A 13,816-nucleotide genomic window follows, 5' to 3' on the forward strand; every position below is an offset into this window, starting at 1 on the left:
GTGGTGGGCGGGTAGCGGGCAGGCCGTATGCCTGGCAATGATGACCTCCGGGCAGCTAATCAAGTTTGACTAGTGGGGGTCCGCGGCCTACCGTCTGGCGCATGGTCGAGAAGATGATCCCCATCCTCCCCTGCCCGTCGGTCCCCGAACTGGTGGAGTTCTACGAGCGTCTCGGCTTCGCCGTGGACCACCTGCAGACCCGCCCCAACCCGTATGCGGCACTCAGCTACGGCGACGACATCGAGCTGCAGTTCTTCGGCAACAAGTCGGTTGTCCCGGCCGAGTCCTGGTCCACCTGCTACATCGCCACCGACCGCGTCGATGAGCTGTACGAGACTTTCCGGGCCCGGCTCAAGGCATCCCTCGGTCGCATACCGACCCGCGGCATCCCGCGCATCGGGCAGCTGAAAGACACCTCGTACGGCATGAGGCAGTTCCTGATGACCGACCCAGGCGGCAACTGCGTCCGCATCGGCCAGCCCACCGGCGCCTCCCTCCATCACGCACCCGCACCGAAGGAGCCCTTCGCCCGCGCGCTGCACAACGCCTGGCTGATCGGCATCTCAAAGGAGGAGCCCGCCCAAGCCGCCCGCATCCTCGATCACGCCCTCACGAAGGACACACCGTCCGGCCCCGCCGAGCACTACCGCGCCCTGATCCTGCGCGCCGACCTCGCTGCCCAACTCGACGACCCCGCCACGGCCCACGCCCATCTCGCCGATGCCGCCGCCCTCACGCTCACCGAAGCGGAGCGGACGGAACTGGCGGACGAGCTCTCTCGCGCGGCGGACCTCGCGGCCGACCTGGGGAAGGTCTAGCGCCGGGGCGCTAGGGGCGACGGAAAAGGGAAGGCGGGTTCCAACGGGCTGCTGGCAGGATGTCCGCGTTCAGCACTCGATGGGAAAGGACCCGACGACGTGGCTCGTGCCGTCACTCTGATCCGCTCCGCTGCCTTGTCCGATGTAGCCGAGTACGCCTATGCGGCCACGGCGCCAGCCGAGTCCCGCCTGATCTTCCTTGCCGGGGCGTGTCCACTGAACGACGACGGCTCGACGGCAGCGATCGGGGACTACGCGGGGCAGGCGTTGAAGGCCGTCGAGAACATGCAGGCTGCTCTCGCTGCCTCCGGCGCGTCACTCCAGGACGTCATCAGCACAAGGGTCCTCGTCGCATCGGCCCGGCAGGAGGATCTGGTGGCCGCCTGGCAGGTGGTCCGGGACTCGTTCGCCGACCATGACGTCCCCAGCACTTTGATGGGTGTCACTGTGCTCGGCTATAACGACCAGCTCGTCGAGATCGAGGCCGTCGCCGCCGTGCTCGATTCTTGAGGGGCCCAGTGACACCAGCGGCCGACTATGACGTCGACCGGAGTCACGCGATACGGGGTGCCGGCGGGTGCACTGACAGGGAATCCCGCGAGCCGCGATGAGTCCTGCGGCGTCCGGCGGTCTTACTGCCGAACCCGTTCCGAGGAGGACTTCTGATGCGCAGCGTGACCTATTCGATGAGCGTCTCACTTGACGGCTACATCGTCGGGCCGGACGGCCGCTTCGACTGGACGGCGCCCGACGAGGAGGTCTTTCGCTTCTGGATCGACGAGATCCGAGAGGTCGGCGTCCACCTGCTGGGGCGACGGCTGTACGAGACGATGCTGTACTGGGAGACCGCCGACCAGGATCCAACGCTCGACGACGCAAAGCGCGAGTGGACCTCGCTCTGGAATCCGCTCCCCAAGGTGGTGTTCTCCACCACGCTGTCGGCGGTGCAGGGCCATGCCCGCCTGGCCTCCGGCGGCCTGGCGGAGGAGATCGAGCGGTTGCGAGCCGAGCCGGGGGAGGGCGACATCGCGATCGGCGGCGCGACTCTCGCCGCCGAGGCGGCCGCGTTGGGTCTGATCGACGAGTACCGGGCCATGGTCTACCCGGTGCTGGTTGGCGGTGGCATTCCGTTCTTTCCCCAGCGCGAGCGCCGGGTGGATCTCGAACTCGTCGAGACCCGCACATTCAGCTCGAGATTCGTCTACCTCCGCTACCGCGTGGCGCGTTAGCCGGCTCGTCCGCCGAGCCCTGGGAAGAACGGGCCAGTCAGTGACGTCCCCTCTCCCCGGCCAAGGCACTGTGGCCGCGGCTTCCCCAGCACGGCCAGGGCGAAGGCTGGGGCGGCGCCCAGGTGGTTCCGTGGCTCACGCGCGATGAAACAGGACCCGAGTCGGGTCACTATGCCGGCTCCGGCGGTGTCGGATCCTGGTCGATCATGGACGATCCGGTGCACGAACCCACGCATCCTCGATCGCTGCCTACCTCACAGCCGTTCACCACACCCTGACCGAAGGGCCGAAGGATCTGATGGGCTCTGGCATACCCGGTGTCGTGTGGGGTTGCTTCGCCGAATTGCAGGCGCGGCCGACGCCAAGGATCTGATCACCTGGGACCTCAACGTCGACTCCACGGTTGTGCGGGCCCACCAGAATGCCGCCGGGGCACGGAATAGGGGGACCTGCAGAAGGAGCCGCCCGGCGGCGTCGCCATCGAACCGGCCGACCACGGACTCGGCCGCTCACGCGGCGGCTTGACCGCCAAGCTGCACCTGGCTGTGGAGCAGAGGCAAAAGCCCATGTCGGTCGTCGTCACGGCCGGGCAGTGGGGTGACTCCCCGCAGTTCGAGGTCGTCCTGGGACGCGTCCGGTTTCCCCGCCTCGGTCCTGGCAGGCCCCGCACGGCACGAGGCGACCGTCCCTTGTCGTGGCCATCAACGAGTGGCTATGACCAGCGCATTCGATATACGCCCTAGTTGTTGCGGGGCAGGACGTTGGTGGCAGTAGGCAGGCGGCGCGTGTCACGCCTGTCGCAAGTTGCGGTTCACGTGGACCTGAATGAATCCCTGCTCCAGCAGAGCTGAGCGGTTCGCATGCCCGTTTGTTCGCACCCACTGACTGGACACAGCGTCGAGTACTGCGGTGGCGGCGTTGGTGAGCAGGTCCGCGGTGTATGCGTCGATGTCGACCCCTAGTCGGCCTTGGAGCGCATCGCTGACTCGCCGACGCCATTCTGTTCTCCGTTGGTGGAGGCGTCCTACCAGCGCGGGTGTGGCCTCGATAAGGCGCAGGGTCGCGAGCACCTGCTCGCTGGCATGGATCTCCTCCTGCCAGGCCCGTAGGACGTGATGCAGAGAGTCCCAAGGGTCTTCCTCTGCAGGGCGTGCCGCGATGTCGGCAACCACCTTCTCTCCGGTGAGGTCGACGCCGTCGAAGACGACGTCTTCCTTGGTGGGGAAGTAGCGGAAGAAGCTGCGTTTGGTCATGCCGGCTGCTCGAGCGATGTCCTCGACGGTCGTGTCGTCGAAGCCCTGGCGGGCGAATAGGCCGATGGCCACCTCGGCGAGCTCCGCCCGCACTGCTCTGCGGGTGCGTTCACGCAGTCCTTCTTTCATGCACCAAGTCTACTTTGCGTCATCTGATGACTATAGTGTCACCAGGTGACACATAGGCGGAGTGGAGTGGTGACCGTGGAAGGCAAGACCGTGCTGGTTACTGGCAGCACCGGGGGCATTGGCAAGGAGACCGCACGCCAACTGGCGAAACTCGGCGCCAGCGTCATCCTCGTCGGCCGCGACAAGAGCCGCGCCGACACTGCCGTGGCGGACCTCCGACGCTCCAGCGGGAACGAGAGCGTCGCGGCGATCACAGCCGACATGTCTCGCCTCCGCGATGTCCGTCGCCTCGCCCAGGAGGTCAGCACCCGGACCGGTGGCGTGGATGTGCTGATCAATAACGCCGGAGCGACCCGATCCCACCGCGAACTGACCGAGGACGGCATCGAGACCGCGTTCGCAGTCAACGTGGTCGCGCCGTTCTGCCTCACCCACTGGCTGATGCCGGCCTTGACGGCCTCGGGGCCGGCCCGGGTCATCAACATCACCGGCGGCATCCCGCGGGGACGGATCAACCTGGACAACCTGCAGGGCGAGAAGTCCTATGTCGGGCTGTCGTTCTACAACCAGACCAAGCTGGCGCAGATGGCGATGAGCTACCGCTTCGCCCAGCAGCTCAAGGCGACGCCAGTGACGCTGAACGTCGCCTACCCCGGGCACGCCTACACCTCGATGAACAAGAACCTCACCACCAGCACCTACCCACCGCTGGCGCGCCCGATCGTGCCGCTACTGCGGCTCGCGATGCCCGTCGTGTACGGGCACCGGGCGCTGCTAAAGGCCACACGCTCCAGCGTGTACCTCGCCTCCAGCCCTGAGGTTCAAGAAACCCACGGCACCTACTTCAACAGCAAGGCCACCCCCACCCCGTGGCCCAGTGCAGTCCTGGACGAAACCACTCGCAACACCATCTGGGAACTGTGCGAGACCCACCGCGATCGTCTGACCACGACGTGACACCCGCCACCGACGAGAACGGACACGTTCATGGCACATCACAACGCCCCACTCAGCGCAGAGGGCCGGCGCCGCCTGATCGCCCGATGCCAGACCCGACCGATCGCTCACGTCGCGGCCGAGATGGGCATCTCGCGGGCGTGCGCGTCCAAGTGGGTCAAGCGGTGGCGACGGCACGGCGAAGCCGGTCTCCAGGACCGGGCCTCGACGCCGCGCAACAGCCCGACCGCGACGTCACCCGAGGTGATCCGGCAGATCGAGGCATGGCGGCGTGAGCACACCCGCACGGCGCCGTTCAGGCGGGGCAGGCCGTCTGTACTCCGGCGCGCGCCACGGCTCGGTGCCCAGCAGCGGTACGCATGAGTTTGCGGTGGATATGGGACGGCGACACACCGACGCCACGGCGTGTCTGTGTCCTATATCCACCACAAATCCGCTGACGGTTCGTGTGACTCGGGCGCAGATGAATGGGGATGGCGGTTTGCCGCCCTCAGGTGTTTCTTTGCGAGCGTCGATATTGGTCCAAGAGGTCCTTGGCGAAAAGTGTCCACGGATGAGTCGAGCCGAGCACTCTGGTCCGGCCTTCTACAAGTTTTTCCCCGTGCTCGATCGCCTCTGTGTATTGGCCGAGTGCGCTCAGAATCATGCTTAGCGTTGATCTGGCGTTCAACGCGATTGGGTAATCAGAGCCAAAGCGTTGTACGTACTTCGCAAAGGCCGAGCGGGCGTATGGTAGCGCCTCAGTGTTTCGCTCGCCGTGATGGAGTGCGCACGCATAGTCGAGCTCCGCGCCCAGCGTGATGGTGTGGTCTTCTCCCAGCTCGCGACGGCAATCCGTGACCACGGTCGAACCTGCGGTGGCCTCGGTCGGCTGTGTGGTTTGATCCAGCAGGGATGACCGTGCAATAAGTGTCAAGGGATGTACAGGTCCGTGTAGTTGGGTGTACCCCTCTGCTGCGCGCCGAATCAGCGCGATGCCATCCGCTTCACGGCCAAGGTTGATCACTGGACTGGCTAGCTTCAAGCAAGTTCCAAGAGTTTCTGATGCCTCTGGACCCAGCGCCCGTTCGCAGTCAGCCAGTAGGTGCAGGTACAGAGCCTCGGACTCCTCGAATCGGCCAAGTCGAAAAAGAGCCCGCGCCACACGCTGACGCAACCCGATAACCAACACATGGTCTTCGCCCAGCCGGGGATTCACCAGCTCCACAGCTTCACTGCCCAACGTGAGTGCTGAGGCATAGTCGCCAGCCCTGTGGACAGCAGTGACGAGCCGAAGAGCGCACTCCGCTGCAGCTTCCACCGTCGATTGGTTGGGTGCCCAATTCGCTGTTCTCCGCAGTAGGGCGATCACATGCGGCGCAAGCAGGTTCACCCGGGGTTCCTGCGTGCCTCGGTCAGGTACCTCAGGCAAGACAGCGAGAAGTAGGCGGGCGGCCGCGGCCGAGAGCTGCTCGCGCTGGTCATCGGGCGTGGTTCGGGCCACGCTGCCGAGGAGGACGCCGTGGGTGCGTAGGCAGCGCATCTCCCCAGGTACGAGCTCGGCAAGGGAGTGATCAAGGAGTCCGCGCAGGGCTGATTCCACGCGGAAAGCCGGGAGTGTCGGTTCGAGTTCGGCCCCGGAGAGGACCGACAGTGGCAACGGATCACTGGACCAGCAAGCGAGGAGGCTCAAAAGGCGGCCCGCTTCGGGCAGGCCTTGGGTGGCGAGGGCGTCGAGGGAGAGCTGCCAGGTGTGGCTGAGCAGGTGACGTGAGTCACCGCCGACGGCTGCGGCGCCCTGATCGATGAGCTCGATGGGATCGGTGGGGCTGAGACCGGATCCGCCGCCGTCCAGTCGGCGGCCGTAGTCGGCGAGAGTCCATGGGTCGATCACCTGGTGGGCAAGGAATCCGCCGGCGAGGGTAAGCGCCAGGGGCAGCCGTCCGAGGCGGTCGGCGACCTCAGCGGCGTCTTCGACCGACCCGGCATGTGGCGCGAGATCGCGGAGGACGAGAGCGGCATCCTCGCGTGGAAGTACGCCGAATTGCAGGAGCTCGGCACCAGGCCACCAGTGAGCCGCTGCTTGTCGGGTTGTGACGACGACAGTGCCGGTGGGACTGGTGCGCAGCCAGCCGCCGTCGCGGAGGATGGCGGGGGTATCGGCATTGTCGAGGACCAGCAGCCAGGGCTCGTCGGAGTGGTCGAGATAGTGCCACACGAGGTCGGCGGCGGGGCGCAGTCCGCTGCGTGCCCCGACCAGCTCGCCGTCGGTGGCTCCGCGGTCGGCTGCGACGGCGAGCATCCCGGCCCGCAGAGAGGCGGGGTCGGAAGCATTGACCCACAGCCCGAGTCGACCCGCCTCGCCAGTGGCGTGGTGGAAGAGCGCATAGGCAACAGCGGTCTTGCCGCATCCGCCCAGGCCGTGGAGGACGTAGACGCGGTTGCCGACGCCAGGTTCAACGGCGGCGCGCAGTCGGTCCATCTCCCCGACTCGGTCGCGAAGCACTGCGGGAGCACGGCCGACCGCCGGGCGGCGTACGGAGTCGGGCCCCGACCACTCGGGGGCGTGATGGTGATGCTCGGTGATGTACTGGTCACCGGAGGCTTGATAGACGCGGCCTTGGCCATCGGCCCAGGCGTCATTGCGGCCGCTCATCGTGGGCCGAAGTTCTGGTCCCGGCCGGCCTGGTAGACCCGGGCTTGACCTGAGGCGGTGGCGTGCTGAGTCACCGATGGGATTTCAGGCGTGTGAGGGGCCAGTTCGTTCAGCAACGTCCGCAACGCCTCCATCTCCTCGGGATGGGCCACGAGCAGCCGCCGGACGCGTCCCTGCCACTCTGCGCCCAGCTCCTCGCGGGAGTCGAGGTCACCATTGGCCTGCGCGGTGAGTAGGTCGCTGCGGGTCGCATCGAGCTCGGCGGAAATTGCGTCAGCCCGGTCCGGCTGAGCACGGCGCCACAACGAGGCGAAGCCTTCCCTGACGCTCTGCCACGCCTCGGTTGTCAATAAGGTGACCAGGGTCGTCCCTGCCGTTCCCGCCAGCGCCACCATCTCCGGATCCACGAACTCGCCCCTCCAACCAGCCGCTGTTCCGTCGCCCCAGCCTAGCCAGCGAGCCGGGCAAACGCACTGGATCTGGGGCCGCCAGGGGATCAGTAGCCGCGCAAGGCATCGACCAGGGTGCGCGCTTGAGGTGCGCCGCGCCGCAGGAGCAGCGCTGCGGTGGTGTGCAGTTCGTTCCAGGCGTGGGGGCGTCCGACATCGGCCGCGTCAGCGGCACAGTCGACTGCGGTCTGTACCGCGATGTCGACGTGACCGGATGCGGCGAGCGCATGGGACAAGCAAGCGCCGTACCAGGCGCGGTCGCGGCGGTACTGGACGGGCAGGACGCTGATTCCCGTACGCAGCAAGTCGACAGCGCCGTCCCAGTGGCGCAGATGCATCTCGGCCATGCCGCGTTGCAGCGTGAACCAGTTCTCGCCGTAGAAATACATCCACGGTGGCTCGTCCTCGGGCCTTTCTGCGGCGCGGTAGATGAGTCGCTCTGCCTCGTCGAGGAGTCGATGGGCCGCGTCGGCCTGGCCCGCCAACGCGTGGCCACGGGCCTCCATTTGCGCCGCCATGCCCTGGACACCCAGAGAGACCCCCGGGGAAGCCCTGCGTGCGGCCTGGCCGAGGCGGGCGCACCGCTGGCCGTTCCCTGCTGACCAGGCTAGATGCGCCTTCATGCTGAGAGTCGTCGCCGCCATATCGGGCTCGTCGGCTTCCAGAGCCCATTCGTGGGAGCGGTCGTACCAGGCGAGGGCGGCGGCTGAGTCGCCCTGGTCCTGCGCCATCCAGGCGAGGAACTGCGCGTGTTCGGAAGCGAGCCGTACAACCCGGTTCGTCAACACGCCAGATGCGCCTGCGTAGAGATCGGCGACGGTGCTCAACTGCCGTCGCATGATGCCGACGAGTGGCCTCGAACCGAGGTCGTCCTCTGCCCGGCGATGCTCGGCGAGCAGCCGGTCGAGCCAGTCCAAGGTCGCGTGGTCGACCCTCGCGGGGGACGCCACGACTTTCGTCAGCCGGTCGAGCAGGTCGGCGTCGGGCGCGAGGGAAGTTAGTCCAAGCGAGCTGACGGGCGTCGGAATCGGTCGCGGAGCGCCGGTAAGAAGCTCGGTTGGAACGCCCAACCCGTCGATGATGCGTTGCCGCACCTCCGAAGAGGTCACTCGCCGCCGTCCGCGTTCGATCTCGGAGACGTCGGATTGTGCCAGTCCCACGAGCGCGCCGAGTCGGGTCTGGCTGGTGCCGGTCAGTTGACGCCACACGCGGAAGAGCTGTTGCCAGTTCTCGTCGGCGGCTGCGGCGGCCAGCCGGGGGTGCGTCCATAGGTTCGGTGCCGGTTCTGGTGCCGACTGGTTCACCATGGCTTCGACTATAGGGCGGTCCTATAGGGAGCTGGGCTGGTCGGCGATGGCTACCCCTCGAAAAGGTGGATCGGACGCAAGACAGCCGAACCAGTCCGGAGCCGCCATCTCATGTCCGCGATGACGATCAAGGTGTACAAGGTCAATCCCGAGACGGGGAAGCGGACGAGTGTCTGCTCATTATCGTGCCCGCCCATGGCCTATGGCGATCCATTCAGCCTGTCGTCTGTCTGGCCGCCGTGCGAGTGCCCGCGCTGCCGTCAGCGGGCAGGTGACCCTGCCTTGAGCCGTGCGCTGGAACCAACGAAAGGAAGGAAAGCCGATGGGTAGCCATGGAAAGCCACCAGCCCCGAACCCCCAGCCGAAGGAGCCGTCGCCGAGTGACAGCGACAGTCAGCACCCGGATGTGTCGAAGCCGGGTGGCGGGACGCACCGCAAATGACCCTCGATGAACTGCGCGTCCAGGCCGCCGAGATCATCGGCGGCCTGGACGGGTTTCCTGAGCCCTGGATGCGTGAGACCTTCCTCAAGGTGCCGCGCCACGCGTTCGTGCCCGACACCGTATGGGTCTGGCGGGAGGACGCTTACCGACCGCTTCACGCCGCCGACGAGCCGGACACGTGGGCCACGTTGGTGTACGACCCGCTGCACTCCCTCGTCACGCAGGTGGATGACGGGCGCGTCGGCGGAGTGGGCGCGGACGCGCGAGGAGTCCTGCCCACCAGTTCGATCAGCGCCCCGAACGCGGTGTTCACCATGCTTGCCGCCGCCGATGTGCGTCCCGGCATGAAGGTGCTCGAAATCGGCACCGGCACCGGTTACAACGCCGCGCTGCTCTGCGAGCGGGCCGGGGAGGCGAACGTCGTATCGGTGGAGGTGGATGCGGGGCTGGCGGAGGGAGCCGTTCGGCGGCTGGGCGAGGCCGGATACCTGCCGTGGGTGGTGGCGGGCGACGGGGAGTGTGGCTGGGCGGATGGGGCACCGTACGACCGTGTGTTGTGCACGGCGTCACTGCACCGCGTTCCGTTCGCGTGGGTGGAACAGACCCGGCCTGGTGGTCTGATCGTCACCCCGTGGAAGACGACGCTGCAGCCTCACGGGATGGCCTGCCTGCGGGTGTCGGAGGACGGCGGCTCCGCGAGCGGACACTTCGGGTGCCCGATGTCCTTCATGGATCTACGGGGTCAGCGGCGGCCGGAGTTCCCGCTCAAGGACGTGTACACCGCCGAATCCTGGGACGAGAGCCGCGATAGCCGTACCGACCTCGACCTGTCGTTCCTGGACGACAACTTTCACGCACGGTTCGCGTTGGGCCTCCGGCTTCCTGGTGTGCATGCCGACTGGGAGGGCGACGCGTGGTGGTTCGCCACGGCCGACTCGTGGGCGTACGTACGCGACGAAGGCGTCCAGCAATGGGGCCCGCGAGACCTCTTCGCCGAGGTGGAGGGCGCGTACGAGTGGTGGTGGGCGGCCGGGCAGCCGGAGCTGTACGAGTTCGGGCTCACGGTGACCGCTGACCAGCAGGTGGTATGGCACGCGGACCCGGATCGTGGCCCTCAGTGGGAGCTGCCCGGCTGAAGTGGCGGTGGCCCGACCAGGACACGCACGCCGACGCCACGGCGTGTCCGTGTCTCGTATCCACTGCAAAGTCGCCCGCGGTTCAGGGGTCAGGCGGCGTGGAACTCCCCGCGCTTGACGGCCTGCACGAACGAGGTCCAGGTTGCAGACTCGAAGACCAGGGCCGGGCCCTCGGGGTTCTTGCTGTCGCGGAGCGGGACTATGTCCGGTATGCCGTCGACGACCTCAACGCATGACCCTGTCTGGGTGCTGCTGTAGCTGGACTTGCGCCACACAGCCGTGCTCAGGTCCGGCGTGGTTGGCATGAGTCGCAGACCTCCATGGTGGTTTGGATCAGCCTCGTAGATCTCTTGGGCGACGGTCGTACGCCCGTGCGAATGGTAGGTCTGCTGGTGCCCATCTCGTAATAGATGTGCGACGGAAGCATCCAACAGTGAGGCCGGTGGGGGCTGCCGCCGCCCGCCGAATTGACCCATGAAATCGACACTTGAATGAACCATCCAATGGGTCTTTCGGCGACCTAGTTTTGTTGCTGTCAAGGGGATAACCGCCACAAGCAGCACCCAGGAGCCACCATGAGCAGCAGCGACACCCCCACCACCGCCACCGAGCCCACCGCCCCCGTCCTCGTCCGCGCCGAGCAGGCCGAGACGCTTCAGGACGGTGCCACCAGCCTGATCACGCTGCTCGCCGACGCGGGTGTGACCGGCGGGGCGCTCACCGCGAACAAGGCGACCTTCGCGAAGGGGTCGCCTGGGGCTCCGGCGCACTTCCACACCAAGGCCACCGAGATGTTCTTCGTGCTCGACGGCACGATGCGGATCCTGGTCGGCGACGAGGTGCACATCCTCGGCAAGGGTGACTTCCTGACTGTGCCGCCGACCGTCCCGCACGCCTTCGCGCCGGCGCCGGACAGCACCGCGGAGTTGCTGGTGGTGTTTACGCCGGGGCTGCACCGCTTCGACTACTACCGGCTGTTGGAGCGCGTGTACCGGGGAGAGGCGAGCGTGCAGGAGATTCGCGAGAGCTCCGAGACGTATGACAACCACTACTTCGAGAGCCCCGTGTGGCAGGACGAGCTCGCCGGGCGCCGTACGACGAACTGAAGCGCTTGACGGTCCCGTGTCCGGCAAGGGCCAGGGGCAACGCGGGCGGTCGTCGTCGCCTGCCGTATCCTCGCCGGGAACGTCGCGGCCGGGCCGGTGAGCTGAGCATTTCCGCAGCTAGGGGAGGGCGGCCGCTCCCATCAGAAAGTCTGTATGGGGGGATTGGGAGTCCAGATGTCCTACCCGCCGCCTGTCACCCCGGGCAGTCCGAATCCGTATCCTCAGCAGCCGCCGATGCCGCCCACACCACCACCAAGCGCAGCCTTCCCGCCACCGGGCGCAGCCGTGCCACCCCCCGGCGTAGCCGTCCCGCCTCCCGGACAGGCGCCCTGGCCGCCGCAGCCCCCACCGAACGGGGGTTCCGGAGGTGGCGGGGGCCGCAAGGTGTGGGGTTCGGTGCTCGCTGCCGTCGGAGCGTTGCTGCTCATCGGCGGCGGCGCCCTCACTGCGCACGCGTACAGCAACTCCCGCCAGGAGCTGCGGAATTACGAATACGGCAACGTGATGTGGCGTGACGAACCGGTGGACAAGGTATTCCCGGCGACGCTCGGCGGCCGTGGCGGCTACAACGGCGGGCTTTACGATCGCAAGCAAGCGTTGTGGAACCGCGTGGGGATATCACCGGAGACCGACTGCGACAAGGGCCTCACGCGCGACACGCTGAAAGCCGCCAAGGACAATGGCTGCAAGGCGGTCCTGCGCGCCACATATGTCGACTCCACCGGGAACATGGTCGCGACGGTCGCGCTCGTGGTGCTGCCCGAGGGCCCGGGTGAGGGCGGGCCGAAGGAGAAGGTTGTCACGGCCTACGAGGACAAGCGCGACACCGAGGGCGCGGTTGCTCCGTACGCGGTGCCCGGCACCCTGGCCGCCAAGTGGAAGGACCGCAACGGCGCCTACGTCACCGCGGCGTACGGCGAGAACCTGCCGTACGTCCTGGGTGCCAGCATCGGCTCCGTGGACGGCTACGTCGCGGGTGTTCTGCCCGGCGAGTGGGGCGATTACGGCGGCAACGACACCGACCACGAGTCCTGGCACGCCAACGCCGAAGACCTCGTCGGTCTCTTCCGCGCCCATGTCGATCGCCTGCAGACGGGAGACCCGCGGTGAGCACCCGATCCATACGCAACACCGCCGTCAGCGGTGCCGCCCTGACGGTCCTGATAGGCGCGGCTCTCTCCTGGGGCGCGGTCCCCGCCGCAGCCGCCGAGAACGCCCCGGCCGGCTGGGAGTCGGCGGCCCTCGGCCTGCCGGCCGCTCACCGGGTCACCCAGGGCGAGGGTGTGACGGTGGCGGTGCTGGACAGCGGCATCAACCCCGACCACCCGGCGCTCAAGGGCCGGGTGACCAAAATCGGCCCCGATTTCTACAACTCCGACGGCCTCAAGTCCGGTGACGCCGGGTACGGCGAGCATGGCACGGCCATGGTCTCGGACGTTCTCAAGGTTGCGCCCAAGGCCAAGATCATCACCGCTCGGGTGATCAACGACAGTGATGAAGTGAAGTTCGAGCGCCTGAAGGACGGTGTCACTCCGCTCGCGAAGGGCATCGATTTCGCGGTGGAAAACGACGCCGACGTGATCTCGATGTCCCTCGGCGGAGGTCTGTTCGGCGACCTGGACGGCACCGAAGTGTCCGCCATAGCCCGCGCCGTGCAAAAGGGCGTCACCGTACTGGCCAGCGCGGGCAACAGCGGAGACGAGCTCAACGACGGCAACTTTCCCGCCGGATACGCGGAAGTGATCTCCGTCGCCGCGACCAAGCCCGGAGGGCAGCGCGCGGACTTTTCCACGGTGCGCACCCACAACACCATCGCCGCCCCCGGTGTCGGCATCACCAGTGCCGACAAGGACGGCGGCTACCAGCAGATCAACGGCACGTCTCCGGCCGCGGCGCTCGCCGCCGGTGTCACCGCGCTGATATTGGCGAAGAACCCGGACCTGACCCCGGCCCAGACCCGCGCGATCCTCATGCGCACGGCCGACCGTCCGGCAGGCGGGCACAACGCGTTCGTCGGTGCCGGCCAGATCAACGCCGCGGCCGCGGTGCGCGCGGCGGCGAACCCGCCGAAGATCGACACCGCGCCGAAGCCGTACAAGGGAAGCGCCAAGCACTTCGCGTCGCCCACCGGCACCAGCAGGATCTCTCATCCACCGATGGAGACGGAGATGCTCGCGATCGGCCTCGGCGCGGCCGGCGGTGGCGTACTGCTGGTGACCTGGGGCCTGCTGCTGTTCCGGAAGAGCAGGAGACAACGAGCCGCGGCGTGAGCAAGCCGTCGATGTGACGCGCTCAGCCCACCGTCCGCTCCAGCAGCCAGCCCACCAGGGCGCGTACGGCGCCCGAGACCGCGGC

The 13,816-nt window shown here is 67.3% G+C and carries 13 protein-coding genes and 1 pseudogene; 9 read left to right on the forward strand and 5 right to left on the reverse strand.

Annotated features, from left to right (window positions below):
* Positions 1 to 101: 101 nt before the first annotated feature.
* The 3 genes from CCN51_RS01435 to CCN51_RS01445 all read left to right on the forward strand — a co-directional run bounded on the left by CCN51_RS01435 (position 102) and on the right by CCN51_RS01445 (position 2,047).
* A complete protein-coding gene (locus CCN51_RS01435) occupies positions 102 to 818 on the forward strand; it encodes a bleomycin resistance protein (RefSeq protein WP_014176495.1) in 717 nt (238 codons plus the stop codon).
* 99 nt (positions 819 to 917) lie between these two features.
* A complete protein-coding gene (locus CCN51_RS01440) occupies positions 918 to 1,328 on the forward strand; it encodes a RidA family protein (RefSeq protein WP_014176494.1) in 411 nt (136 codons plus the stop codon).
* A 155-nt stretch (positions 1,329 to 1,483) separates the two neighbouring features.
* Positions 1,484 to 2,047, forward strand: coding sequence for a dihydrofolate reductase family protein (locus CCN51_RS01445; protein WP_014176493.1), 564 nt, complete (start codon positions 1,484 to 1,486; stop codon positions 2,045 to 2,047).
* Between the two features lie 788 nt (positions 2,048 to 2,835).
* Here CCN51_RS01445 and CCN51_RS01455 read toward each other — a convergent pair.
* Entirely contained in the window at positions 2,836 to 3,429 is a 594-nt protein-coding gene (locus CCN51_RS01455) for a TetR family transcriptional regulator (RefSeq protein WP_202948301.1), read from the reverse strand.
* A 75-nt stretch (positions 3,430 to 3,504) separates the two neighbouring features.
* Between CCN51_RS01455 and CCN51_RS01460 the strand changes: the two genes are divergently transcribed.
* Positions 3,505 to 4,386 (forward strand): SDR family NAD(P)-dependent oxidoreductase, encoded by an 882-nt coding sequence (locus CCN51_RS01460; protein ID WP_043490213.1) that lies wholly within the window; start codon positions 3,505 to 3,507, stop codon positions 4,384 to 4,386.
* Positions 4,387 to 4,416: 30 nt separating this feature from the next.
* Positions 4,417 to 4,677 (forward strand): annotated as a pseudogene (locus CCN51_RS01465) (helix-turn-helix domain-containing protein); the annotation flags it as partial.
* A 199-nt stretch (positions 4,678 to 4,876) separates the two neighbouring features.
* Here the strand turns inward: CCN51_RS01465 and CCN51_RS01470 are convergent.
* The 3 genes from CCN51_RS01470 to CCN51_RS01480 all read right to left on the reverse strand — a co-directional run bounded on the left by CCN51_RS01470 (position 4,877) and on the right by CCN51_RS01480 (position 8,777).
* Positions 4,877 to 7,021: a tetratricopeptide repeat protein gene (locus tag CCN51_RS01470; RefSeq protein ID WP_014176489.1), complete on the reverse strand. Its 2,145-nt coding sequence runs from the start codon at positions 7,019 to 7,021 to the stop codon at positions 4,877 to 4,879.
* Positions 7,018 to 7,428, reverse strand: a complete 411-nt coding sequence (locus tag CCN51_RS01475; protein ID WP_043486802.1) for a hypothetical protein — start codon at positions 7,426 to 7,428, stop codon at positions 7,018 to 7,020. The genes CCN51_RS01470 and CCN51_RS01475 overlap by 4 nt, the downstream gene beginning before the upstream one ends.
* 89 nt (positions 7,429 to 7,517) lie before the next feature.
* On the reverse strand, positions 7,518 to 8,777 hold the full coding sequence (locus tag CCN51_RS01480; protein ID WP_043486800.1) for an NsdA family TPR-like regulatory protein: 1,260 nt from the start codon (positions 8,775 to 8,777) through the stop codon (positions 7,518 to 7,520).
* Between the two features lie 438 nt (positions 8,778 to 9,215).
* Between CCN51_RS01480 and CCN51_RS01485 the strand changes: the two genes are divergently transcribed.
* Positions 9,216 to 10,355, forward strand: coding sequence for a methyltransferase domain-containing protein (locus tag CCN51_RS01485; RefSeq protein WP_014176485.1), 1,140 nt, complete (start codon positions 9,216 to 9,218; stop codon positions 10,353 to 10,355).
* A gap of 89 nt (positions 10,356 to 10,444) precedes the next feature.
* Here the strand turns inward: CCN51_RS01485 and CCN51_RS01490 are convergent, their stop codons facing one another.
* Complete coding sequence (locus CCN51_RS01490) at positions 10,445 to 10,660, reverse strand: DUF397 domain-containing protein (RefSeq protein WP_014176484.1); 216 nt, start codon at positions 10,658 to 10,660, stop codon at positions 10,445 to 10,447.
* A 270-nt stretch (positions 10,661 to 10,930) separates the two neighbouring features.
* On the opposite strand from CCN51_RS01490, the gene CCN51_RS01495 reads away from it, so the two are divergent.
* The 3 genes from CCN51_RS01495 (at position 10,931) to CCN51_RS01505 (ending at position 13,731) form a co-directional block, all read left to right on the forward strand.
* Entirely contained in the window at positions 10,931 to 11,461 is a 531-nt protein-coding gene (locus CCN51_RS01495) for a cupin domain-containing protein (protein ID WP_014176483.1), read from the forward strand.
* Between the two features lie 396 nt (positions 11,462 to 11,857).
* Positions 11,858 to 12,571 carry a hypothetical protein gene (locus tag CCN51_RS54760; protein WP_014176482.1) on the forward strand — a complete coding sequence of 238 codons (714 nt, stop codon included), beginning with the start codon at positions 11,858 to 11,860 and terminating at the stop codon, positions 12,569 to 12,571.
* Positions 12,572 to 12,750: 179 nt separating this feature from the next.
* Positions 12,751 to 13,731 (forward strand): S8 family peptidase, encoded by a 981-nt coding sequence (locus tag CCN51_RS01505; RefSeq protein ID WP_158104640.1) that lies wholly within the window; start codon positions 12,751 to 12,753, stop codon positions 13,729 to 13,731.
* Positions 13,732 to 13,816: the final 85 nt, after the last annotated feature.

It is taken from the genome of Streptomyces milbemycinicus (assembly GCF_002154605.1).
GTDB lineage: Bacteria > Actinomycetota > Actinomycetes > Streptomycetales > Streptomycetaceae > Streptomyces > Streptomyces milbemycinicus.

Bases quoted from the DNA above. Each gene is read 5' to 3' on its own strand.
- CCN51_RS01435 (WP_014176495.1), top strand. From the start codon at position 102: ATGGTCGAGAAGATGATCCCCATCCTCCCCTGCCCGTCGGTCCCCGAA.
- CCN51_RS01445 (WP_014176493.1), top strand. From the start codon at position 1,484: ATGCGCAGCGTGACCTATTCGATGAGCGTCTCACTTGACGGCTACATC.
- CCN51_RS01490 (WP_014176484.1), bottom strand. From the start codon at position 10,660: ATGCCAACCACGCCGGACCTGAGCACGGCTGTGTGGCGCAAGTCCAGC.
- CCN51_RS01485 (WP_014176485.1), top strand. From the start codon at position 9,216: ATGACCCTCGATGAACTGCGCGTCCAGGCCGCCGAGATCATCGGCGGC.
- CCN51_RS01495 (WP_014176483.1), top strand. From the start codon at position 10,931: ATGAGCAGCAGCGACACCCCCACCACCGCCACCGAGCCCACCGCCCCC.
- CCN51_RS01455 (WP_202948301.1), bottom strand. From the start codon at position 3,429: ATGAAAGAAGGACTGCGTGAACGCACCCGCAGAGCAGTGCGGGCGGAG.
- CCN51_RS01480 (WP_043486800.1), bottom strand. From the start codon at position 8,777: ATGGTGAACCAGTCGGCACCAGAACCGGCACCGAACCTATGGACGCAC.
- CCN51_RS01470 (WP_014176489.1), bottom strand. From the start codon at position 7,021: ATGAGCGGCCGCAATGACGCCTGGGCCGATGGCCAAGGCCGCGTCTAT.